Genomic DNA, 22631 nt, shown 5'->3' with positions numbered 1-22631 from the left:
CTCCATCGCTCGGGTCGATGCCGCGAGCCTATGAGTAACTACCCTGTGTATTGATCATCCGGGGCGGCCAGCCTTTTTAGCTGGTCGTACTAGGTGTTGCAACCGGATCGACAGTACGGAGCGTTAAATGCTAAACCTGGACTCATGCCCTCAAAGCCGGTAGAACTCGTGGCCGATTGCGCCCGATGTGCGGGACTCTGCTGTGTTGCGCCGGCGTTCGCGAGGTCATCCGACTTCGCGATCGACAAGCCGGCCGGCCGGCCCTGCCCCAACCTGGCCGACGACTTCCGGTGCGGCATCCACCAGCAGCTGACCGATCGGGGCTTCCGCGGGTGCGTGGTCTTCGACTGCTTCGGCGCCGGTCAGCAGGTGACGCAGCACACCTTCGGCGGCCGCGACTGGCGGTCGGCGCCCGAGCTGGCCGGGGCGATGTTCGCCACCCTGCCCGTGATGCGGCAGCTGCACGAGCTGCTCTGGTACGTCACCGAGGCGCTCGAGCTGGACGCCGCCGCGCGCGTACACGACAAGCTGCGCGCAGCGCTCGACCAGACCGAGCAGTTGACCATGGGTACGCCGGCGGAGCTCGCCGCCCTCGACCTGGACGCGCACCGGCGCCGGGTGAACCCGCTGCTGCAACGGGCGAGTGAGCTGGCCCGAGCCGGCGCCGGGCCACGACCCGACCATCGCGGCGCCGACCTGATCGGCCGCCGGATGCGCGGAATGGACCTGCGCGGCGCCAACTTCCGGGGCGCGCGGCTGATCGGCGCCGATCTTCGGGGGGCGAATCTGCAGAGGGCCGATTTCACCGGCGCCGATCTCCGGGGTGCCGACCTGCGCGAAGCTGATCTTCGCGGCGCGCTGTTCCTGACCGCCTCGCAACTGCGCTCGGCGCGGACCGCTGTTTCCCCCTAGCATGGGCTCATGCAGGTGTCCGGGCTGGTCTGGGTGCTGACTGTGGTCGCTATCGCCGGGCTCATGCTCTTCGATTTCGTCTTCCACGTCCGCCGCGCGCACATCCCCTCGATCAAGGAAGCGGCCATCTGGTCGTCGATCTACATCGGCATCGCCGTGCTCTTCGGGCTCGGCGTCCTGATCTTCGCCGGACCCGACCACGGCGCGCAGTACTTCGCCGGCTGGGTGACCGAGGCGATGCTCTCGGTCGACAACCTGTTCGTCTTCCTCATCCTGCTCGGCAGCTTCAAGGTGCCGCGCGCCGACCAGCAGAAGGTGCTGCTCTTCGGCATCGTGTTCTCGCTGATCGCCCGGACCGGGTTCATCTTCCTGGGCGCGGCGCTGATCAACTCGTTCGCCTGGGTGTTCTACGCGTTCGGGTTGATCCTGCTGGTCACCGCGGGCAACCTGCTGAGGAACAAGGACGACGGGGAGGAACGCTCGGCCGACAACCTGATCATCCGGGTCGCCCGGCGCTTCCTGCGCACCTCCGACACCTACGACGGCGACAAGCTCTTCACCGTCCAGGACGGCAAGCGGGTGATGACCCCGATGCTGCTGGTCATGGTGGCGATCGGCGGCACCGACCTGCTGTTCGCGCTCGACTCGATCCCGGCCATTTTCGGCCTCACCCAGGACGTCTACCTGGTCTTCACAGCCACCGCGTTCTCGCTGCTCGGCCTGCGCCAGCTCTACTTCCTGCTGGAGGGCCTGCTCGACCGCCTGGTCTTCCTGTCCTACGGCCTGGCCGCGATCCTCGCGTTCATCGGCGTCAAGCTGGCCCTGCACGCCATGCACGAGAACAACGTGCCGTTCATCAACGGTGGCGAGCACATCGACGTGGTCGAGATCAGCACCGGCGCGTCCCTCGGCTTCATCGTCGCCGTCCTGATCGTCACGGTGGTGGCGTCACTGCTCAGCCCCAAGGGCCGGGCCCAGACGTACGTGTCGGCGGCCCGCCGCCACGCCAGGGAGTTCCTGAACATCGAGCAGGACCCGGCGTACTGCGACGAGATCTACCACAAGCTCCTCACCGAGGAGGAGAACATCCGCCAGCTCCCACCGAAATACCGTCTGCGCGTCCGCCAGGAGCAGGAGCTGATGGAACTGCTCCACGAGGCGCACGAGGCCCATGACGAGCGCGTCGCCGACGGCCGCTGCTTCGTCCCGGCTCGCTAGCGGTCCGTCACACGCCGGCCGGCTCGCGCTCGTCCGACGACTCTAGGAGGCGGAGCTCGGAGCCCTCGATGTCGACGTCAGGCCTTGGTCAGGGAGCGGGTGCGGAGCATGCGGGAGATCTGGTCCGCGCGCTCGATCAAGCTCTTCCGCACCACCGGCGCGACGTCACCGGACGCCGCCTCGCGCGCCCGGGTCAGGTAGGCCTCGTCGCTGGTGAAGACCGGGAACAGGCGGCGGGTGTAGTGCATCGCCACGATCATGCCGCTGCGGTGCAGGACGGGAAGCAAGGTCAAATACTTGTCGGCGTACGGCGTGAGCACCTCGTCCTGGCCGGGGCGCCAGAAGGCGGTGGTCACCGCGTTCGTGGCGCCGATCGGCACGGTGCGGTCGAGGGCCAGGGCCTGCCAGATCTCGGCCTTGGCCGCCGCGTCGGGCGCCGCCGCCCGCACGGTCAGCGCGCGGTACTTGGCGTCGGGGTCGGTGTCGCGGGACAGCAGGTCGGCGACCAGGACCGACGTGTCGGCGCCGAGCTCGGACATCTTGATCAGCGCCCGCCAGCGCAGGTCGACGTCGTCGCCGGCCGCCTCGAGCAGGGCGTCGGCGTCGGTGGTGACCCGGGCCAGGGTCCGGAGCGCGATCCGCCTCTTGCCGGGCTGGGCGGCGAGGCGGCGGCAGACGTCGGCCACCTCGGCCGCGATCGCCTCCCGGGCCGCGGGCGGCGACCAGTACTCGGCCACGTCGCCGGCCAGCAGCAGGTAGGGCTCGATCACCGCGGGCGCGGTCTCCACGTCGAGCACCGAGACCAGGCCGGCGGCGGTTTCGGCGGCGGTCGCCTCGCCGGTGACCAGGGCGTCCCACAGGGTCGCCACGGCCACCCCGCGGGCGATGGCGGTCGGCAGCGCGGCGGCCATCTCGGGGGCCGCGGGGCGGGTCGTCGCGAACGTCAGGTCGTCGTCGTTGACCAGGTAGAAGTCGGCGCCCACGGGCAGGTCGACGGGGGTCCGCTCGGACTGCACCTCGACCAGCGCGCGCTTGGTGCGTACCAAAGCCTGATCTTGCTTCTGGTAGGCGCTGACCGCGAGCACCTGCGGGCGCGGCGGGCCGGCCGGACCCCGACCTTCGAGCACCATCTGGTCGCCGGCCGACACCAGGGTCAGCCGGTCGGTGCCGGCGAGCGACAGCCAGCCGTCCCGCCAGGCGTTGAGGTCTTTGCCGCTGACCGCGGCCAGCTCGTCGATCAGGTCTTGCAGGGTGGTGTTCTGCCAGGCGAAACGCGCGAAGTATGCCGTCATGCCGACGCGGAACGCCTCTTCACCGACGTAGACCTGGAGCTGGCGGAGCACCGACGCGCCCTTGGGGTAGGTGATCGCGTCGAAGATCGACGCGGCCTCGGCCACGTTGGTGATCCGCTGGTGGATCGGGTGCGAGGTGGGGCCCTGGTCGGCGACGTACGCGTCGAGCTTGTCGTCGGCGAGATGCCCGGCCCAGGCGTCGGTGTACGCGGTGGCCTCGGCCGCCGACCAGTTGCAGGCGAACTCGGCGAACGCCTCGTTCAGCCACAGGTCGTTCCACCAGCGCATGGTCACGATGTTGCCGAACCACATGTGGGCCATCTCGTGCAGCAGCACCTTGGCCAGCAGCTCGTCCTCGGCGGGGGTCGGCTCGGCCCGCCGCAGGAAGGTGTCGGCCCAGGTCACGCAGCCGTAGTTCTCCATCGCGCCGCCGAACTCGGGCATGAAGACCTGGTCGTAGCGCGGCTGCGGGAACGGCATGCCGAACTGCTCGCCGTAGAAGCGCAGGCCCTGCTCGGTCACCGTGAACAGCTTGTCGGCGTCCCGGTCGAGCACCGCGGCCAACGACCGGCGGCAGTACAGGCCCAGGTCGTACCCGTCGATCTGACGCCGCAGCTCGTAGAACGGCCCGGCGTTGATCACGGTGTTGTACGGCGACAGCGGCGGCGTGGCCGGGAACGCCCACACCTGCGACGACCCGGACGCGCTGACCTGGGCGTGGCCCGAGTTGCTGGTCACCGTCCAGCCGGCCGGCGCGGTGACGGTGAACGCGTGGGGCGCCTTCAGGTCGGGCTGGTCGAAGCAGGCCCACACCCAGCGGGCCTCGTCCGGCTCGAACGACATCCAGAGGTAGACCTCGCCGTCGCCCGGGTCGACCGCCTTGTGCACGCCGGCGCCGTCCTGGGTGTTCGGCTGCTCACACTCGACCACCAGCGTGTTGCTCGCGGCCAGCCCGGGCAGCGGCAGCCGGCCGTCGGCGGCGGGGCCCAGCTCGCGGCCGTTCAGGGTGGCCCGGACCACGGTCGCGGCGGCGTCCACGAACGACTCGGCGCCCGGGGTCGTGCACGTGAACGTGATCGTCGACCTGCTGCGGACCCGTGGGCCGGTCGGCAGGTCGGTGAGGTCCACCGCGATGTCGTACCGCTCCACGGCGAGCAGCGCGGCGCGCTCCTCGGCTTCGGTCTGGGTCAGGCTCTTCACGCTCACCCGCCCCACCCTAGGCGTTGCGGGCGCGCAGCGCCCCCGCGGCTGCGCCCATGGCCGCGAGCAGGATCGCGACCAGGATGAACGAGATCGTCAGGGACGAGAGGTGGGCGATGCCGCCGAGCACGCCGGGTGCGATCAGACTGCTTCCGTACGCGATGCCGGCCACCCCGGCGATGTTGCGCCCCGGCTGATCATCGAGCCGGCCGGCCGCCGCGAAGACCAGCGGCACCACCACCGCGATGCCCACCCCGACCAGCCCGAACCCGACGATGGCGACGACCGGCACCCGGGCCAGCACCACGACGACCGCACCGGCCAGCGCGCAGCCCGCGGCGATCCGTACGGTCAGGGCCGCGCCGAGCCGCCGCACCACCGCGTCCCCGGCGAACCGGGTCAGCGCCATGGCCACCGAGAAGATGGCCACGGTCAGCGCGGCGGTGCTGGCCGAGCCGTCGAGCAGGTTCCGCACGTACAGGGCCGACCAGTCCAGTCCGGCCGCCTCGGCGAACACCGCGCACAGGCCGACCAGCCCGATCGGCAGCACCGCCCGGGACGGCAGCGCGAAGGCCGGCGGCTCGTCGACCTCCGGCTCGGGGCGGTGCGGCAGCAGCCCGGTCGCCCCGACCGCGGCGATCACGCACAGCACGGCGGCCGCGGCGGCGAAGTGCACCCGGCCGTCCACGCCGAACTTCGCGGCCAGCGCGGCGACCGACGAGCCGGCCAGCCCGCCCAGGCTCCAGAATCCGTGGAAGCCGGACATCACCGACCGGCCGAGACGCTCCTCGACCACCACGGCGTGCGCGTTCATGGCGACGTCGGCCACGCCGGCGGTCGCGCCGTACAGGACCAGGGCCGCGCACAGCAGGGGCAGCGAGCCGGCCAGCGCCGTCGGCACCAGCGCCAGGCACCAGCACAGCATCAGGAGCCGGGTCAGCGTCCGCAGGTCGTACCGGTGGACCAGCCGCCCGGACAACGGCATGGCCAGCAGCGCGCCGACACCGGGCATCAGCAGCGCCACACCCAGGCCGCCGACCTCGACACCGACGTGGTCGGCCATCCACGGCAGGCGGGCCGCGAACGTGCCGGTCACCGAGCCGTGCACGGCGAACATGATCGAGGTGGCCACTCGGGCCCGGGTCAACATCAGATCACGGTAGAGCTGACCGATACTTACCCGATGCCCCGACGACAACAGGTGATCAGGTCGGGTCGAGCCGAGCTGGTGGCCGACCCGGACCGGTCCTCGTCGTGGACGTTGCGCATCGACGGCACCCCGCAGTCGTACGTCGACCTCGCCGACCCGACCCACCTGGAGTTCGAGTACGTCCGCCGGATGGCCACCGCGCTCGACCTGCTGGCCCCGCCCGGGCAACCGCTGCGCGCGCTGCACCTGGGCGGCGGCGCGCTGACGCTGCCGCGCTACCTGGCCGCGACGCGGCCCGGTTCGCCGCAGCGGGTGGTGGAGATCGACGGCGACCTGGTCGAGCTGGTGCGGCGCGAGCTTCCCTGGGACACCAAGGCCAAGATCCGGGTACGCGTCGCCGACGCGCGCGAGGTCGTCGGCGGGGCCACCAGCGGCGGGTACGACGTGATCGTGCTGGACGTCTTCGCCGGCGCCCGCACCCCGGCCCACCTGGCCTCGGCCGAGTTCTTCGCCGAGGTGGCCCGGGTGCTGGGCGCCGGCTTCCTGATCGCCAACATCGCCGACGGGCCGCCGCTGCGGCACGCCCGGGCCCAGGTCGCCACGATCCGGACCGCGCTGCCCGAGGCCTGCCTGATCGCGGACGCCGGGGTGCTGCGCGGCCGCCGCTTCGGCAACCTGGTCGTGGTGGCCGGGACGACCCCGCCGCCGGTGGCCGCGCTGTCCCGGCGCGCGGCGGGCGATTGGTTCCCGGGGCGCGTGGAGTCTGATCTGGACCGATTTGCCGGTGGCGCCGCCGCGATGACCGATGCGGACGCGGTCGCCTCCCCCGAGCCTCCGGCGGGACTGTTCAGCGTCCGTCCCTGACCGCTTCACGCGCCGGATCAGCCGGGAGGCGCGGACTTATCGTCCGAAAGTGCCAGTTCGCCAGTCCTCAAGTGTCATCTATCCGCCAACACGCGAAATACCGGCGCGCGGACTTGTCGTCGTCGATGTCGCACCGATGTAATCGATGCGGCCACGACGATCCGGATCGTGGCGCCGACGGGAGGCGTGCGCATGTTCGAACAGCACTTCCTGTCCTCCTCCTCGGCTGTGCCGGCCTCCTCCTGGGCCGATGCCGACTCCTCGGCCGGTTCCTCGGCCGCGTCTGCCGGCGCCGGCTCCTCCGGTTCCGCCGGTTCCTCGGCCGGGCCGACCGGCTTCTCGGCCGGCGACGAGGTGGTCGGGCCCCTTGAGGGCGGCGAGCGGCCGATGTGGCGCGGGCGCTGCGGCGTGGCGGAATACGCGTTCGACGAGGCCGCCTCGATGCCCCGGTGGACCCTGCCCGAGGCCACCGACGTGCTGGTCACCGACCGCCGCGTGATCTACGCGCACCGTCCCCAGGACGGCGAGCGGGTCCGCTCGGGCGAGCTGCGCTGGCTCTGGCCCCAACATCTTCGTGTGCAGCCGGGCGCCCGCAGCGACGACCGCGGCGCGGCGGCCACCCAGATCCAGCTGGTCTGCGGCGGTGCCGACGGCTCGTTCCCGGCGCTGGTCTTCGCGGGCGGCGACCTGGCCACGGCCGGCGACGCCGATCGGGTGGCCAACATGATCCGCCAGTCGATCACCCGCTTCCGCATCGACAACGCGGGCAGGCTGGGCATCGACGCCAACCAGGTCCGCATGCTGTCGCGGCTGCTGATCGGGCCCGAGTTCCGCAATCACCAGGGTGGCGAGGGTCAGACCGTCTCGATCCTGGGCTCGCTGCTGGTCAACCGTCCGGCCGCGGCGCCCGAGCCGACGCTGCTCGACCGCGCCGAGAGCACCCGCCTGATCAACTATCGTCCCGGCCGGGCCGCCGACGCGGCTCGGGCGATCATGGCCGAGCGGGCCGAGCAGGAGGCTCAGCTCGTCGAGCCCGACATCGCCTCGCGGGCCGCCGACCTGGCCGCCCGGGTGGCGAACATGGTCAGCTCCGCCGTTCCGCCGCCTGCGCCTTCTTCGTCGCCCGCGCCTGCGCCTTCGCCCGCGTCTTTGCCTTCGCCCGCGCCTGCGCCTTCGTCGCCGGAATCAGTGTCGGAGCCGGATGACGACGGGCCGACCGCCGTCGTGATCGAGTTGCCGCTGCGGATGCCGCTGCATTCCGAGCCCCGCTCCGGCGAGGCGCCCGCGCGGAATCTCGGTGACCTGCCGACCACCAACCTCGCGGCCCGCGCCGAGTCGATGCGCCGCACCGCCGCGCGGATGGCCGCCAACTCGGGCCGGGGCCGCATCGGCTCCCGCCGCGCCCCCGACCAGGAGCCCGGGATCACCGGCCGCGGCAACCGCGACCGCTGACCCCGGGCGCCATCGTCAGCAGCTGGCCTTGTAGGCCGCGTCCTTCTGGTCGCCGTCGACGTTCTGCTGGGTGATGATCGAGAATCCGGTCTGGACCTCCTTGGTCACCTGGCCACCGTCCAGCGCGGCCACGGCCTCACCGAGGCCGACCTTGCCGATGTAGCCCGGCTGCTGCGCGATCAGCGCCTGCACCGTGCCGTCCTTCAGGGCCTTGACCTGGTCCGGGCCGGCGTCGAAGCCGATCACGTTGACCTTGCCCTTCTTGCCGGCCTGCTGGATGCCGGTGGCCGAGCCCTGGGCCGCGAACAGGTTCGCCGCGAAGACGCCGACGATGTCCGGGTCCTTCTGCAGGGCCGCGGTGACCAGCTGGGCGGCGGTGGCCGGGTCGTTGTGCGAGTACTGCACGCCGACGTACGGGTACTTGCCGTCCGCGGCCGCCGCCTCGGAGAAGCCCTTCACCCGGGCGTCGGTGGTGGAGATACCGGGGTCGACCGAGATCGCCAGCACCTTGCCGCCCTGCGGGGCGAGCTGCTTGATCGCGTCGAAGGCCGCCTTGCCGCCGCCCTCGTTGTCCGAGGCGATCTGCGACACCGCGTACGACGGGTCCTCGGTCGAGGTGTCCACCAGCACGATCTTGGTGGAGGCCGCGGCCGCCTGCAGCGGGGCCTGCATGGCCTTCACGTCGGTCGGCGCGATCAGGATCGCGTCCGGCTTGGCGTTCAGGGCCGAGTCGAAGATCGGCTTCTGCAGGGTCGGGTCGAACTTCTGCGGGCCCTGGGTGTTGACGGTGACGCCCAGCTTGGCCGCCTCCTCCTGGATGCCGCACTGCATGCTGATGTAGAACGCGTCACCCTGGACACCCTGGATGAACGTGATGTTGTAGTTCTTGCTGGCCTTGGTCGGCAGCGGGATCTCCGGAGCGGCCGACGAGGCGGAGCTGGACGGCTGCGTGACGACACCGGTGCCACCTCCGGCCGAGTCGTCCTTGGTGGACGAGCAGGCCGACGCGGAGACCACGACCGCGGCGCTCAGAGTGATGACGCCGAGGACATTCCCTCTTCTCATTCCTTGGTACCTTCCTTTGCTTGCTTTGCACGGGGGGCGCCACGCTGCGCGGCAGCGCGACGGGTCTGGTCGACATAGACGGCGGCGATGAGTACGGCGCCCACGGCGACGCCCTGCCAGAACGGGTCGACGCCGATGATCACGAATCCGGACTGCAGGATGGCCGGGATGAAGAGCCCGACGATCGTGCCGAACATCGAGCCGTAGCCGCCGAAGATCGAGGTTCCCCCGATCACGACGGCGGCGATCACATTGAGGTTGGTGAGCGACTGGCCGCCGATCGTCGTGGTGCCGAACTGGGCCAGGTACATCACCGCACCGATGCCACCGAGCACACCGGTGATCAGGTAGACCAGCATGAGGTGCCGGTCGACCCGGATGCCCACCCGGCGGGCGGCCTCCTGGTTGGAGCCGATCGCGTAGGTGTGCCGGCCGAACCGGGTTCGGTGCAGCGCGATGCCGAAGATCACCACGATCACCAGCGCCACCAGCGGCAGCGCCGGCAGCCCGGCGAACCGCGTGTAGATACCGAAGTCGGTGAGCGATTCCGCGCTCACCGTGATGTTGATGCCCTTGCTGAGCACGTAGGCGAGGCCGAGAGCCGCCGACAACGTGCCGAGGGTGACGATCAAGGCCGGGATCTTGGCGTACGCGATGAGGAAGCCGTTCAGCCAGCCCCAGGCGGCGCCGGCCACCACCGCGGCCAGGATGCCCACGAGGACCACGCCGGCGCCGTCGCCGCCCATCGAATCCATCAGCTTGGCCGAGATCACCGACGAGAAGACCAGCACCGAACCGATCGACAGGTCGATACCGGAGGTGATGATCACGAAGGTCATCCCGGCCCCGAGCACCGCCAGCACGGCCAGGTTCTGGCTGATCAGCGAGAAGTTGGCCGCGGAGAGGAAGCGGTCGCCGCCGGCGATCGAGAAGAAGGCGATGATCACCACGAGCACGCCGAGGATCCACACCGCCTGGGTGCCGGCCAGCCGCTGGAGCAGGGTGCCCGACTCGTCGTCCTCGTCCCGGGCGTTCTCCACCTTGGTCCTAGCCGCCGTGGTCACGCCGCCTCCTTGAAGTCCAGGGCGCCGGTCATCGCGCCGACCAGTTCCTCGACGTTGGTGTCCGCACCGCGATAGGTGGCGACCCGCCGGCCGAGCCGCATCACCTGGACGCGGTCGGCGATCTCGAGCACCTCGGGCATCGAGTGCGAGATCAGCACCACGGCGATGCCGCGGTCACGCACCCGCTTGATCGAGTCGAGGACGTTCTTGGTCTGCACCACGCCCAGCGCGGCCGTCGGCTCGTCCAGGAAGACGACCTTGTCGGCCCACGCGATCGCCCGGGCGATGGCGATCTGCTGCCGCTGGCCGCCGGACATCGAGCCGACCGGCGAGTTCAGCGCCCGTACGGTGCCGCCGAGATCGGCCAGCCGCTGCCGCGTCCGGTCGCGCATCGCCTTGTTGTCCATGAAGCCCAGCCAGCCGAGCACACCTTTGGCCGAGATCTCCCGCCCGAGGAACATGTTCTGCGCCGGGCTCAGGTGCGGCGCCAGGGCCAGGTCCTGGTGCACCACCTCGATGCCCAGCCGGGTGGCCGCCGTCGGCGACTCCAGCGTCACCGGCCGGCCCTCGAACTCGATCTGGCCGGAGTCCAGCTGCAGGTTGCCGGTGAGCGCCTTGACCAGGGTCGACTTGCCCGCGCCGTTGTCACCGATGAGGGCCACCACCTCGCCCTGATCAATGTCGAAATCGGCCGCGTTGAGGGCCATCACGTGCCCGAAGGACCGGGACAGGCCCTCGGCTCTGAGAACCGTTGTCATATGTTGCACCTCCGTCGGGGGGGAAACTCACGCATCACGTCAGGTCGGGCCACCCCACACCGGGCCGGCAGATCGCCACCCGGGCCGGGCCCGTCACGGTCCAGTCGCCGAGGCCGGCCGGGATCGCGAACACCTCACCGCTCTTGATCGCCACGCCACCCCCGGACCAGCCCAGCTCACCCTGACCAGCCAGCACGATCGCGACGGCGAAGCCGCGCGGCACGCTGACCACCTCGCCGCCGGCTACCTCACCGCCGGCCTTCGCACCGCCGACCTTCTCGCCGCCGACCGCCTCGCTCTCGGCCTTCACACCGCCGGCCTCGTCGCTGCCGCCCGGCGCGGCCACATCGACTCGGAAGAACGGATCCGCCGCGGCCGGCAGCGCCCTGAGCAGACCGCCGTCGCGCGTGCCGGGATCGAGGTGGTGCAGCAGCGAGGCCAGCTCGTCGGCGCCTGTCGCCCGATGGCTCACCCCGCGCAACGCCGTCTCGAACCCCAGGTCGAGGTGCGACTCGTCGCGCGTGGCGGTGGTGACCGACCACTCCAGCAGAATCGAGAAGTCGGTCGGCTCCTGCACCTCGACCAGGAAGATGCCCGCGCCGGTCGCATGCGGCTGCCCCGCCGGCACCAGAATCCCGTCGCCCGGCCGTACCGAGATCTTGTTCATGTGCCCGAGCAGCCACTCCGAGTCCTGAGCGTCCACCCGCGCCGCCAGCTCGCGTTCGTCGACGTCCTCGCGGAACCCGACCCACACGGCCGGATCGTCACCGCGAACGTCGAGGATGTGCCACGCCTCGGTTTTGCCATAGCAAGAGTGCAAATTTGCTATAGCAAAAGATCGTGTCGGGTGTACGTGCACCGGAAGCCGCTGCCCCGCGTCCAGAAACTTCACGAGCAGGCCCGTGTCGGCCGGACCCGCGCCCGGGCCGCCGTGCTCGAACCCCGTCCAGCCTTCCGGATCCGCCTCGACCAGCTTCGCGAACAGCGACCCGTCGGCCAGCCGGCTCAGTCCCACCTCCGGCTCGCCGGCCCGGTGCACGGTCGCCGCCAGCCACTCCTCCGGCGTCCTGGGCGAATGCTGCGGCACGCCCCGGAAGGCGGTCAGCCGGTCGCCACCCCGGTAGAAGTGATCGATGATGTTCGGCGGCATCAAGACCGGTTGCATGGCACCTCTCCGGATCCCCGCTTCACCAGCGGTGTCGGCAACAGAATCTCGGCCGGAACCAGCTGGGCCCCGCCGATCCGGGCCAGCAGCCGCTCGACCGCCGTGGCGGCGATCAGCGCCGGATCGTGGTCCACCACGGTGATTCCCGGCTGCAGCGCGTCCGCCAGCTCGAAGTCCCCGAAGCTGATCAGCGCCACATCGGTACGCCCGGTCATGTGCAACGCCCGCACCGCGCCCAGGCTGGCCCGTGCGTTCGACGAGAACAACGCCGTCGGCGGATCGGGCAGCTCCAGCAACTCGGTCACGGCCCCCACGCCCGGATCGGTCATGGCCAGCGACCCCCGGTCCAGTTCCTCGGGGACGGGCACTCCGGCCGCATCCATCGCGGCCAGATATCCCTCCCGCCGGTGCTCGGTCGTCGTCAGCTCCGTGTCGTCACCGAGAAACGCGATCCGCGTATGCCCCGCCTTCAGCAGTTGCTCGACCGCGTGCTTCGCGCCCGCCCGGTCGTTGACCCCGACCATGTCCAGCCCCGAACCGGGCCACCCACGGTCGACCAGCACCGCCGGCACATCCCCCACCGTGGCCGCGAACCAGCTGTGATCCCCCATGGTCGGGGCGAGCATCAGCCCGCTGACATTCTCCCGGGTCATGCGCAGCAGCTGGTCCCGTTCCCGCTGCGGATCCCGCCAGGTCGACGCCACCTGGGTGCTGAACCCGGCCGCCAGCGCCCGCACCTCGACCACGCTGACCAGCGAGGCGAAGAACGGGTCGGCGATCGAGTCGACAATCACCCCGATCGTGCTACTGCTCCCGGTGACCAGGCTGCGCGCCGCCGGATTGACGACGTACCCCAGCTCTTCGACCACACCGAGAACCAGCTGTCGCGTCTTGTCCGAGACCCCCGCGGACTGATTGACCACCCGCGAAACAGTCTTGATGGAGACCCCGGCCACCCGCGCCACGTCATAGACGGTGGGGCGACCCGCAGGAAGCTCAGTCATGCTCGACCCACCTCCTGGACAGGGGCGTCATCCCATTAACACGCCCGAAACATCGGCCCTGGGCCGATCCTGCGCCGGATTAGACAGCGCTGTCAATGGGCAGGTCGTTCTTTCCTGGTCTCGGGGTGGCTGGGAGCGCGCCCAACAGCCGAAACAGCGTTGACAGCGCTGTCTGCAATCGAACCTCATTGCCAACCTCTACCTGGCCGTGACCTGCGGTTGGGGCGGGCGCCCCTGACCCCGCCTTCGAATCACGCGCGCCGCGAACGCGAGCGCCGCCATCCTCCCCGGCACCCGCTAAGACAGGCGGAGTCACGCCACCAGGCGTAGCCAGGCATCCGCGAGTGCGGCGTGGCCCGCCGGCGTCGGGTGCACCCCGTCTTCGGACCAGTGTTCCGGTCCGGTCCTCGCGGCGAGGCCGGCGAACATGCCGTCGGCGGCGAGCAGGTGCGCGCCGTACTCGACGGCGAGTTGCCGGACGGCCGCGATCTTCGGGTTCAGGCCGGTGCGCCATGCGCGGCGGACGTCGTCGTCGATGAGCACGGCGCCGGATTCGCCGTCGCGGTGGATCCCGGCTTCGACGACGCCTCGGATCGGCAGGAGGAACGGCTCGATGAGGATGATCTCGGCGCCCGTCCCGGCGAGGGAAGCGAGCAGGCGGCCGTACCCCGCCGCGAACTCGTCCGCCGAGATCTCGTGGCCGCTCGGGTCCAGGGTGTGCCAGCTGTTGTCGTTGACTCCGACGAGGATCGACACCAGGTCGGGGCGTGCGTCGAGCACGTCGGCTTGCCAGCGGGCTTCGAGGTCGCTGACCTTGTCGCCGGCGTTCCCGGTGTTCAGCCAGGTGATGGGCCGGTCCGGGTGCCGGAAGCACCATTCGCCGGCGACCAGGAGCGGGTAGCCGCACCGGCCTTCGCCGTCGGGTCGCCACAGGTCGGTGATCGAGTCGCCGGTGAACATCACGGTGGTGCCCGGCCGCAGGGTGATCGTCATGCCGTCGAGCCTGGTGGGCGCGGCTGGCAGGGAACGCACACAGGGCTGGTACCGGCCTGACACTCCCCGCCGCGGGCTGTCAGGCCGGTGCGGTGGGCTCGCCGGATCCGGCCGGAGTACCCGATGATTCATCGCCGGCCGGCGCGGTGGGGAACGCGGTCATAACTCACGAGCCGCCGGTGACGTCCCCGCCGACGAGTGCAAGCCTGCCGACCCTCCAGCCGGCCCGCCGGCTGGGGCCCGGAGGGGTCCTTGATCAGCGCCAACGGCGCCGTCTTGGTCAACGCGGGTCGGAGCCTTGACGTCGAAGGCGTCAGCCGGCTGAGGACTGCTTGGGGAAGTCTCGTGCGCCGTGCGTCTCGTAGTCGAGGCCGTAGACCTTCTTGAGGTCCTCGATCGCCTTGAGCTGGGCCTTGCTGTGGGGGCTCGCGCTGGACTCCCCTTCGTCTCCCGGCACCGGCTCGAAGGAATGCAGGATGATCTTCTCGAGCAGCTCCCCGAGCGTCTCATCGTTGAACTCGGCCAGGCCCTTAAGCACCTTCACCAGCCGCGCCTCCAGCCGCACACCGAGCTGAACCCGCTCGATCTTGTTCGCCGCCTCAGTCATAGCACTCCCCCCGTCGTGGTCCCTAGGGACCAAGGTAACGGGCTCCCAGGAAGGCGCAACGGAATTTCGAGCTCAAGCTCAACGGCCGGCCATCGGCGGCACTGCGTGCCGAGGCCGAGGTCACGAGGACACCGGGCCATCGACAGCTGCCGCAGATCGGAACATGGGGAAACAGCGGCCGCCCGTACATGCTGATCGGCGACAACGTCATGCAGCACCGCTACCAGGTCGGAGCGGAAGGTTGACACACCGCGAAATCAGGCCGCCGTCGTCTCGTTCCAGAAGGTCAAAACATTAGGACACCGGGCCGTCGGTTGGTGCTGCCGTCCGAGCCGTCAGGCCGCCCACGCCCTCGTTGGATGTTGCGGCGAAGTCAAAACCTTCACCGGCGGGAGGGGAGGGTGCAGGCGCGGGGCCCGGCTTGGACTCCCAGCGGCGGGCTGCCGTTTGGGGTGCGGTTTCGGTCAAACCCGGGGCACTGCGAAGGCTTCCAATGGTGGGGCGCGCCGGCACTCGCAGTGCGGCTTCGTGGTGGGGCTCGGGGGCCAGCCAATCACCCTCACTGCCCCGAGGCCTTGCCGTTGTCAGTCACGGCCCTCGCGCTCGAGGCGTGAGATCACCTCACGCTTGGCCCAGGCCCGCCCGCCCACCGCAAACACAAAGCGGCCCGATCCAGCAGTGCTGGACCGGGCCTCTTCATGTCGTAGCGGGGACAGGATTTGAACCTGCGACCTCTGGGTTATGAGCCCAGCGAGCTACCGAGCTGCTCCACCCCGCGTCGCCTCACAAAGCCTACCGCAGCCCGCCCGCCCCCCAGCACCCGGCACACCCATTCCCCCGCCACCACACCCCCGACCAGCCCAAACAACGCTTCAGGAAGCGCGCCCAAAGCCCCACCGCACCCAAACTCAAGCAAAGGCCGAAGGCCAAGCGAAGAGGTGAGGCCGAAGGCCAACAAGCCCACCCACCAGAAACCAACCCCGAAAACCGCAACCACCGCACCGTGGGGGTTTGGGGGCTCGGCCCCCATCGCGGAATAGCGAAAGAGACCCCGGTCCAAGCCCGAAGGGCTGGACAGGGGTCTCCCATCTCTGTAGCGGGGACAGGATTTGAACCTGCGACCTCTGGGTTATGAGCCCAGCGAGCTACCGAGCTGCTCCACCCCGCGTCGGCTCGTTAACAGTAGCGCAGGGGCTCAGTTACCTGCAAAACGGGTGGGCGTGGCCCGCCCCACAGGGGGCGGGCCACGAAATCCGTCAGCCGCTGGGGCTTGGGTTGGGCGCGGGGGCGCTTGCTGATGGGCTGGGTGGCGTGGAGGCGTTGGGTGTGACGGTGCCTCCGGCCGCTCGGACGGCGTCCTGGTACTTGGTCATGGCGCTGTCGAGGTTTTGCAGGGCCTGGCCGTAGCGGGCGAAGTCGCCGCTCTTCTGGGCGTCCCGGGCGTTGTTGATGGCCGTGTCGAGTTCGGCTGCGGCCTGGGCCACGGGGCCCGTCGCCGGCGGGTTGGTGCCGGTGGTCGGCGGCTTTTCGGTGTTGGCCGGCGGGTTGTTGCCGGTGCCGGCGGCCTGGCCCTTTTTGATCAGGTCGGCCAGACCCTCTTCCAGGTTGTTGGCCAGGGTTACGTACTGGCTGCCGTCGCCGAAGGACATCAGGACCTTCTGGAGCAGCGGGGTGGCGTTGGCCTGGGTGCCTTTGACGTAGATGGGTTCTACGTAGAGCATGCCGTCGCCCACCGGCAAGGAAATCAGGTTTCCGTACAGCACCGTGGATTGGGTGCTGGTGGACAGAAGGGTCAGTTGGGATCTGACCTCGGCGTTGTTGGCCATCCGCTGGTGGACCTGGACGGGGCCGGGGATGGCGGTCTGGTCGGGTAGTTCGAGGACTTCCAGTTTGGGCTGGCCGTCGACATAGCTGCCGGAGATCAAGGCCGCCAGGTTGTCGCGGTTGCGTGGGGTGACGGCCGAGGTGAGCTGGAATCTGGTGCTGTCCTGGCCGGGGAGCTGCACGTTCAGGTAGAACGGCGGCTGTTTGACGCCCTCCTGGGGCGCGTCCGGCGTGTTGGGGACCTGCCAGAAGTCCTGGCCGGAGAAGTATTCGCCGGCGTTGGTGACGTGGAAGCTGGCCAGCAGGTTGCGCTGCACCTTGAACAGGTCCGCGGGGTACCGGAAGTGCGCTTCCAGGGACTCGGGGATCTGGCTCTTGGGGACGATCAGGTTGCCGCCGAAGGCCTTGTTCCAGGCCTTCAGGACCGGGTCCTGGCCGTCGAACTCGTACAGCTTGACCGTGCCGTCGTACGCGTCGACGGTGGCCTTGACCGAGTTGCGCATGTAGTTGACGTTGTCCCGTTCCAGGGCGAAGGTGCCCTGGTTGGTGGTCTCGTCGCGGGTCTCGGTCTGCAGGTTGACCTGCTGCGAGTACGGGTAGCTGTTGCTGGTCGTGTAGCCGTCGAGGATCCACTGGATGCGGCCGTCGACGACGGCGGGGTACGGGTCACCGTCGATGGTGAGGAACGGGGCGACCTTCTCGACCCGGTCGCGCGGATTCCGTACGTACATCAGCCTGCTGTTGTTGTTGACCGCGTCGGACAGGACGAAGTTGCTCTCGGTGTTCTTGATGGCGAACACCAGCCGGCGGCCGAACGACCCGATCGGGACGCCGCCCTTGCCCTCGTAGGTGTAGCGCTCCTCCGCGTTGCTGTCGCCCGGCTGCGGGCGGTCGAACTCGACGTTGCGGTCCTTGTCGGCCTGGCCGACGATCGCGTACTCGGTGGCCTGCTCGCCGTAGTAGACGCGCGGCTGCTCGACCTTGATCTGCTCGGACGGCGCGCAGGCGGCGTCCTGGCTGGGGTCGGCCTTCTGCTCGCCGAGGAAGCCGGAGACGAAGTGCGGCAGGCCGCTGCACACCTGGTTGGCGGGCGCGGCGACCAGGCCGTACCCGTGGGTGAAGACGGTGTGCCGGTTGAGCCAGTTGCGCTGCTGCGCGGTCAGCTGCTGGTCGTTGATCTCGCGGACACCGACCACGTAGTCCCGGGTGTTGCCCTCGACGGTGTAGCGGTCCACGTCCAGCTTGGCGCCGAAGTCGTAGAAACCGCGCACCTGCTGGGACTGGGTGAACGCCTCGGACACCAGCTGTGGATCGATCAGCCGCACGTTCTGGGCGCTGGTGTTCGACGACAGATTCGCCGGCGCCCTGGTGTTGCCGGAGGCGTACGGGCGTATATCGGTCTGTGCGATGCCGAAGGCCGCTCTGGTCGCGTCGATCGACCGCTGGATGTAGGGCGCTTCCTTGTCCTGCAGGCTCGGCTGGACGGTGAAGTTCTGCACGGCCAGCGGGTAGATGCCGCCGATCGCGACCGCCGAGATGGCCAGCAGGGCCAGCGAGACGCCCGGCCAGACCAGGTTGCGCATGACCGCGTTGGAGAACACGACGATCGCCACCGCGACCACGATGGAGATGTACGCGAGGATCTCCTTGGCCGGTAACAACGCGTTCACGTCGGTGTACCCGGCGCCGTACAGACCGGGTGACACATGCTGCTCGAGCAGCAGCGCGCGCCGGTCGAGAATGTACGCGACCGCCTTGAGCAGCACGAACACCGCGACCAGCGAGGTCAGGTGGGCCCGGGCGGCGGGTGTCATGCGGTCGCCGACGCCCTGCAGGCGTACCCCACCGAAGATGTAGTGGACGGCGAGCGCGCCGATCACCGCCAGCACGATCGCGGTGAAGCCGACCCCGAGGAGGTAGCGCCACAGCGGGTAGTCGAAGACGTAGAAGCCGATGTCCACGTTGAACTGGGGGTCGCGGACGCCAAACGGCTGCGCGTTCTGGAAGAGCATCCACTCCTTCCAGCGGTTCTGTGCGCTCACGCCGGCGAAGAAGCCGACGATGATCGAGAGGACGGCGATCCAGGTGCCCAGCCGCGGGGCCAGCACCATTCGATAGCGCTCCAGCGTGGCCTGTTCCGCCGAATGCGGGCGGAGCAGTGGCCGGAGCCGGTACGCGAGGTAGAGGTTGCCCGCCACCAGAAGCGCCATCGCCGCGCCCACCGCCAGGAACAGCAACACCTTCGTGAACAGCACGCCGGTGTAGACGTTGGCGAACTCGACCTCGCGGAACCAGAGGAGATCGGTGTACTGGTCGATGCCCCAGCCCAGCAATGTGAAAAGAAGAAAGACCCCGACCAGGACGCCGACCGTGACGCGACCGCGCCGGCTCATCCTCGGCAGGGGACTGTTACGCATTACCAACGTAAACTCCACCCACTCGTTTGCAACGCATTGTCAGCCAGCGGTACACGGTTTGGGTGTGCCACCGGTATTGAAGGTCTTGAGCGCGGTGAGCGCGTCGTCCACGGTGGCCACCTCGGCCATCGGCAGCCCGGTCACCGCGTTGCGGAGCGCCTCGGCGCAGTTGTCCTTGGGGACCAGGAAGATCTGAGCGCCGGCCGCCTTCGCGCCGACCAGCTTCTGCGGGATGCCGCCGATCGGGCCGACGTTGCCCTCGTCGTCGATGGTCCCGGTGCCGGCGATGATCTTGCCGCCGGTCAGGTCTTCCGGCTCGAGCTTGTCGATGATGCCGAGCGTGAACATCAGGCCGGCGCTGGGGCCGCCGATCTCGGTCAGGTCGATCGTGACGTCGAAGGGGTGCGGCTGCTTCTTGTCGATCTGCACGCCGACGCGCGGCGTGCCCTTGTCGTCCGCGGTCTTGATCTTGACGGTGGCCGGCTTGCCCGCGCGGGTGTAGCCCAGCGTCAGCTCGGTGCCGGCGGGCTTGGCCTGGATCAGCTCGGTCAGCTTCGCGGGGCTGGTCACCGTGGTGCCGTCCACCGAGGTCAGGATGTCGTCCTTGACCAGCTTGCCGGCCGACGGGCCGTTCGCGGTGACGTCGGCGACGTACGTCTGGATGGGGTAACCGAGCTTGCGCAGCGCGACCGTCTCGGCGCTGGACTGCGAGCCCTGGAACTCCTGCTTGTTGGTCTCCTCGACCTGTTCCTCGGTCTGGTCCGGCGGGTAGATGACGTCGCGCGGCACGACCGCCTGGTCGTTGCTGAACCAGCCGCGGATCGCCCAGACCAGTTCGACGTCGTTCTGCACCCCGACGGTGGTCAGCCGGAGCTGCCCCTTGGACGTCGACGTGGTCGCCTTCGTCACCTGGATCACTTCTTTGCCGTTGTCCGAACCGAGCGTGTTCACCGTCGGACCGGGCTTCAACACGACATACGGCATCGGGACGGCCATGACCCCGATGGCAAGCAGCGCGGTGATCAGGGCGCCGAGGATTACCGTGACACCGCGACGTCTCATGCGCGTGAGCGTACCCACCCACCCTGAGTTCTCTCTGAGCTGACACCTGCATAGGTACCGGGAACCCAATTCGCGCGTACCGTTGACCACGTGCCTGATATCCCGTTCGGCTTCTCCCTGCCGGGGGCCCAGCCGCCCGATCCCTCCGATCCGCAGCAGATGCAGCAGTTCATGAATCAGCTGCAGCAGATGTTCGCCGGTGGCGGAAGCGGCCCGGTGAACTGGGACCTCGCCCGCCAGGTGGCGGCGAGCCAGCTCCAGGGCTCCGGCGACCCCGCCGTGACCATCGTCGAGCGCAACCAGGTCGAAGAGAGCCTACGGCTCGCCGACCTCTGGCTCGACCCGGTGTCCGCCATGCCCAGCGGCGTCCGCGCGATGGCCGGCTGGAACCGCAACGAGTGGATCTACAACACGCTCGAGGTGTGGAAGAAGCTGTGCGACCCGATCGCCGGCCGCATGGTGGGCGCGATGAGCGACCTCGTCCCCGAAGAGGCGAAGTCCCAGCTCGGCCCGATGCAGTCGATGGTCGCCACGCTGGGCGGCGCCCTGTTCGGCGGCCAGCTCGGGCAGGCGCTCGGTCAGCTCGCCGCCGAGGTGCTGTCGGCCGGTGACATCGGCCTGCCGCTCGGCCCGGCCGGCACGGCGGCGCTCGTCCCGGCCAACATCAAGGCCTACGGCGAGGGCCTGGAGATCCCGGAAGACCAGGTCAGGCTCTATGTCGCGCTGCGCGAGGCGGCCCACCAGCGGCTCTTCCAGCACGTCCCGTGGCTGCGGGCCCACGTGCTCAACGCGGTCGAGACGTACGCGGCGGGCATCACGGTCAACCGCGAGGCGATCGAAGAGGCGATGAGCCGCGTCGACCCGTCCGACCCCGAGTCGATGCAGGCGATGGCCCTCGAGGGCATCTTCACGCCCGAGGACACACCACAGCAGAAGGCCAGCCTGGCCCGCCTCGAGACGGCGTTGGCGCTGGTCGAGGGCTGGGTCGGCCACGTCGTCGACACGGCCGCGGGTGACCGGCTGCCGTCGGTGATCGCGCTGGGCGAGGCGTTCCGGCGCCGGCGCGCGGCGGGTGGCCCGGCCGAGCAGACGTTCGCGGCGCTGGTCGGCCTCGAGCTGCGGCCGCGGCGGCTGCGTGAGGCGGGCGCGCTGTGGGCGGCGGTCGCCGAACACCGCGGCATCGCGGGCCGTGACGCGCTCTGGGACCACCCCGACCTGCTGCCGACCGACGAAGACTTCGCCAACCCGGCGGCGTTCGCCGAGGCCAAGCTCGACTGGGACATCTCCGAGCTGGATGGCCCGTCTTCCTCTGACGAACCGGACGAAGAACCCAAAGCCTAAGATCGAGGTCGTAGCTCGGCGGGTGGTGCGGACCGCAGCTCCCGCCGAGGTCGCCTCGCCTCCGGCGACGGCTCGGCGTGCGTGAGCGGCTGGGCTTCTCCACAGTCTCGGCGAGGTCCCGCCGAGCTCAACCGCCCCCTCCCCACAGGTCGACCGGCCGCGTTGCAGGCGCAGGTCCGCCACCCACATCGTGGCGTCCCGTCAACCCGCCGCATCGTGGCTACAGGTCGCCCGCGCGTGTCGTGGGCTTAGGTCAGCCGCGCATGTTGTGGGCTTAAGTCAGCCGCGCATGTCGTGGCTTAGGTCAGCCGCCCAGGAGGGCTCGGGTGTTCTCCCAGCCCTCCAGGGCCGGGTCGAGGGTGGCCAGGTCGGCCGGGCCGCGCAGCCGGCGCCACTCCGGAGTCGACTCGACGTCGCTGGGCTGCGGCGCGGTCCGGCGCAGAGCCATCGGCGTGGCGCCGTCCAAGTCGTGGTCGGTCAGCCACTCCGGCGGCGGCAGCTGGGCGGCCACCCCCAGCCCCGGCGCGACCGCCACCGCCTTGCGCTCCAGCGGGCGCAGTAGCTTCCCCAGGAGCATCCCCGGCACGTCCGGGGCGTCGGCGGCGATCACCGCGGCCTGATCGAAGCCGTCCCGGGCGGCGGCCTCCAGCACCGGCCTGATCGTGGCCGTCGCCACCTCGTAGACAACCGTCCCCGGCCAGGCAATCTCCTCGGCCAGCGCCTTGTCGGCCGGCGTGGCCGCGATCGCGGGCGTGGCCTCGGCCAGCCGGGCCAGCAGATCGACCACATCCTCGGCCAGCGCCGCCCGCCACGCACCCAGATCAACACCGGGCGGCGACCAGGTCACCGGCACCAGCAGAGCCACCACCACACGACGCACCACGCGGCGAGGCTACCTCCGCCCGCCTGTGGATAACTTCCCGGTCTCGTCACACCGGCGCGCTACATTCCGACCCACCCTGTGCCGGGGTGGGGGAGGCGGCGGCTCGTCGCGCAGCGCAACCCACCCTCCAGCGAGGCGGGCCGAGTCAGCGGCCCGAGGGTGACCGCGTTTGCGGGCCGGAGGGTGACCGCATCAGCGGCCCGAGGGTGACCGCATCTGCGGGCCGGAGGGTGACCGCGTCAGCGGCCCGAGGGTGACCGCGTCAGCGGCCCGAGGGTGACCGCGTCAGCGGCCCGAGGGTGACCGCGTCAGCGGCCCGAGGGTGACCGCGTCAGCGGCCCGAGGGTGACCGCGTCAGCG

General features: G+C 69.9%; 17 protein-coding genes and 2 tRNA genes. 5 read left to right on the top strand and 14 right to left on the bottom strand.

Translation table 11 applies throughout. The annotated features are described in order from the left end of the window. Nucleotides 1–144: 144 nt before the first annotated feature. Both AB0O15_RS05695 and AB0O15_RS05690 read left to right on the top strand, forming a co-directional pair. Nucleotides 145–912, top strand: a complete 768-nt coding sequence (locus AB0O15_RS05695) for a pentapeptide repeat-containing protein (protein WP_364314480.1) — start codon at nt 145–147, stop codon at nt 910–912. A gap of 9 nt (nt 913–921) precedes the next feature. Then, nucleotides 922–2130: a TerC family protein gene (locus tag AB0O15_RS05690; RefSeq protein WP_364314478.1), complete on the top strand. Its 1209-nt coding sequence runs from the start codon at nt 922–924 to the stop codon at nt 2128–2130. 77 nt (nt 2131–2207) lie between these two features. Here AB0O15_RS05690 and pepN read toward each other — a convergent pair whose 3' ends face one another. Both pepN and AB0O15_RS05680 read right to left on the bottom strand, forming a co-directional pair. Then, a complete protein-coding gene (pepN, locus tag AB0O15_RS05685) occupies nt 2208–4628 on the bottom strand; it encodes an aminopeptidase N (RefSeq protein ID WP_364314475.1) in 2421 nt (806 codons plus the stop codon). Between the two features lie 10 nt (nt 4629–4638). After that, nucleotides 4639–5772 carry an MFS transporter gene (locus tag AB0O15_RS05680; RefSeq protein WP_364314473.1) on the bottom strand — a complete coding sequence of 378 codons (1134 nt, stop codon included), beginning with the start codon at nt 5770–5772 and terminating at the stop codon, nt 4639–4641. A gap of 33 nt (nt 5773–5805) precedes the next feature. Here AB0O15_RS05680 and AB0O15_RS05675 point away from each other — a divergent pair, with 33 nt between their 5' ends. Then, complete coding sequence (locus AB0O15_RS05675; RefSeq protein ID WP_364314470.1) at nt 5806–6636, top strand: fused MFS/spermidine synthase; 831 nt, start codon at nt 5806–5808, stop codon at nt 6634–6636. 168 nt (nt 6637–6804) lie between these two features. Beyond that, a complete protein-coding gene (locus AB0O15_RS05670) occupies nt 6805–8088 on the top strand; it encodes a translation initiation factor 2 (protein WP_364314467.1) in 1284 nt (427 codons plus the stop codon). Between the two features lie 15 nt (nt 8089–8103). Here the strand turns inward: AB0O15_RS05670 and AB0O15_RS05665 are convergent, their stop codons facing one another. The 11 genes from AB0O15_RS05665 to AB0O15_RS05615 all read right to left on the bottom strand — a co-directional run bounded on the left by AB0O15_RS05665 (nt 8104) and on the right by AB0O15_RS05615 (nt 20047). Further along, nucleotides 8104–9153, bottom strand: a complete 1050-nt coding sequence (locus AB0O15_RS05665; protein ID WP_364314465.1) for an ABC transporter substrate-binding protein — start codon at nt 9151–9153, stop codon at nt 8104–8106. Beyond that, nucleotides 9150–10217, bottom strand: a complete 1068-nt coding sequence (locus tag AB0O15_RS05660) for an ABC transporter permease (RefSeq protein ID WP_364314462.1) — start codon at nt 10215–10217, stop codon at nt 9150–9152. Before AB0O15_RS05660 ends, AB0O15_RS05665 begins: the two co-directional genes overlap by 4 nt. Beyond that, entirely contained in the window at nt 10214–10975 is a 762-nt protein-coding gene (locus tag AB0O15_RS05655; RefSeq protein WP_364314459.1) for an ATP-binding cassette domain-containing protein, read from the bottom strand. The genes AB0O15_RS05660 and AB0O15_RS05655 overlap by 4 nt, the downstream gene beginning before the upstream one ends. Nucleotides 10976–11009: 34 nt before the next feature. After that, nucleotides 11010–12140 carry a carbohydrate kinase gene (locus AB0O15_RS05650; protein WP_364314456.1) on the bottom strand — a complete coding sequence of 377 codons (1131 nt, stop codon included), beginning with the start codon at nt 12138–12140 and terminating at the stop codon, nt 11010–11012. After that, the gene (locus tag AB0O15_RS05645) at nt 12125–13144 is read right to left on the bottom strand and encodes a LacI family DNA-binding transcriptional regulator (protein ID WP_364314453.1); all 1020 of its coding nucleotides are present in this window, start codon (nt 13142–13144) and stop codon (nt 12125–12127) included. The genes AB0O15_RS05650 and AB0O15_RS05645 overlap by 16 nt, the downstream gene beginning before the upstream one ends. Before the next feature lie 312 nt (nt 13145–13456). Beyond that, nucleotides 13457–14137 carry an SGNH/GDSL hydrolase family protein gene (locus AB0O15_RS05640; protein WP_364314450.1) on the bottom strand — a complete coding sequence of 227 codons (681 nt, stop codon included), beginning with the start codon at nt 14135–14137 and terminating at the stop codon, nt 13457–13459. A gap of 313 nt (nt 14138–14450) precedes the next feature. Further along, the gene (locus AB0O15_RS05635; protein ID WP_364314447.1) at nt 14451–14744 is read right to left on the bottom strand and encodes a hypothetical protein; all 294 of its coding nucleotides are present in this window, start codon (nt 14742–14744) and stop codon (nt 14451–14453) included. 704 nt (nt 14745–15448) lie between these two features. After that, nucleotides 15449–15522: transfer RNA gene (locus tag AB0O15_RS05630), tRNA-Met, on the bottom strand. Between the two features lie 316 nt (nt 15523–15838). Beyond that, nucleotides 15839–15912, bottom strand: a tRNA-Met gene (locus AB0O15_RS05625). Between the two features lie 88 nt (nt 15913–16000). Beyond that, nucleotides 16001–18961: a UPF0182 family protein gene (locus tag AB0O15_RS05620; RefSeq protein ID WP_364314445.1), complete on the bottom strand. Its 2961-nt coding sequence runs from the start codon at nt 18959–18961 to the stop codon at nt 16001–16003. A gap of 63 nt (nt 18962–19024) precedes the next feature. Then, a complete protein-coding gene (locus AB0O15_RS05615) occupies nt 19025–20047 on the bottom strand; it encodes a PDZ domain-containing protein (protein ID WP_364314442.1) in 1023 nt (340 codons plus the stop codon). A gap of 90 nt (nt 20048–20137) precedes the next feature. Between AB0O15_RS05615 and AB0O15_RS05610 the strand changes: the two genes are divergently transcribed. After that, complete coding sequence (locus tag AB0O15_RS05610; RefSeq protein ID WP_364314439.1) at nt 20138–21388, top strand: zinc-dependent metalloprotease; 1251 nt, start codon at nt 20138–20140, stop codon at nt 21386–21388. A gap of 304 nt (nt 21389–21692) precedes the next feature. Here AB0O15_RS05610 and AB0O15_RS05605 read toward each other — a convergent pair whose 3' ends face one another. Continuing rightward, complete coding sequence (locus tag AB0O15_RS05605; RefSeq protein ID WP_364314436.1) at nt 21693–22271, bottom strand: hypothetical protein; 579 nt, start codon at nt 22269–22271, stop codon at nt 21693–21695. Nucleotides 22272–22631 lie beyond the last annotated feature (360 nt).

Origin of the sequence: Actinoplanes sp. NPDC089786 (assembly GCF_040684855.1) — a bacterium.
Lineage (GTDB): Bacteria > Actinomycetota > Actinomycetes > Mycobacteriales > Micromonosporaceae > Actinoplanes.
Note: the sequence above shows the minus strand (reverse complement) of the source record. Positions and strands in the feature narration are given on the sequence as shown.